The sequence below is a fragment of the Paenibacillus sp. KS1 genome, assembly GCF_001680695.1.
GTDB lineage: Bacteria > Bacillota > Bacilli > Paenibacillales > Paenibacillaceae > Paenibacillus_B > Paenibacillus_B suaedae.
Genome location: NZ_MAIS01000355.1, coordinates 1 through 305, shown reverse-complemented (window position 1 = coordinate 305; position 305 = coordinate 1). Strand labels below are relative to the sequence as shown.

Annotated in this window: 1 pseudogene; it reads left to right on the top strand. The window is 40.0% G+C overall.

From position 1 onward, the window contains the following. Window positions 1-305, top strand: a pseudogene (locus BBG47_RS28645) (hypothetical protein); the annotation flags it as partial.

Here is a 305-nt window from a genome sequence, read left to right as displayed (position 1 = left end):
CAAGCTGAAAAAAGCAATGAAGGAATTGGCCGAAAAAGAAATCAAGCTGCAGGATGCTGGCGAGACTTACAAGGGTCTGGTTGGAAGTGCAACCGTTCGATCTGTGGATGGGAAATACTCGATTAGCTTCAATCCGAAAACAGGGGTTATAGGTAATGGATTTTCAAAAATCTCGATCGATGAAGTCAGTAAAGAAGATCGGAATAAAGTCCTTAAAAGATTAAAAGAGTTGTATCCAAACAAAACCTATGTGCTGAGTAATGAAGTGGAAATGAGTCGACGATATGACGACAAACAGGGTAAAT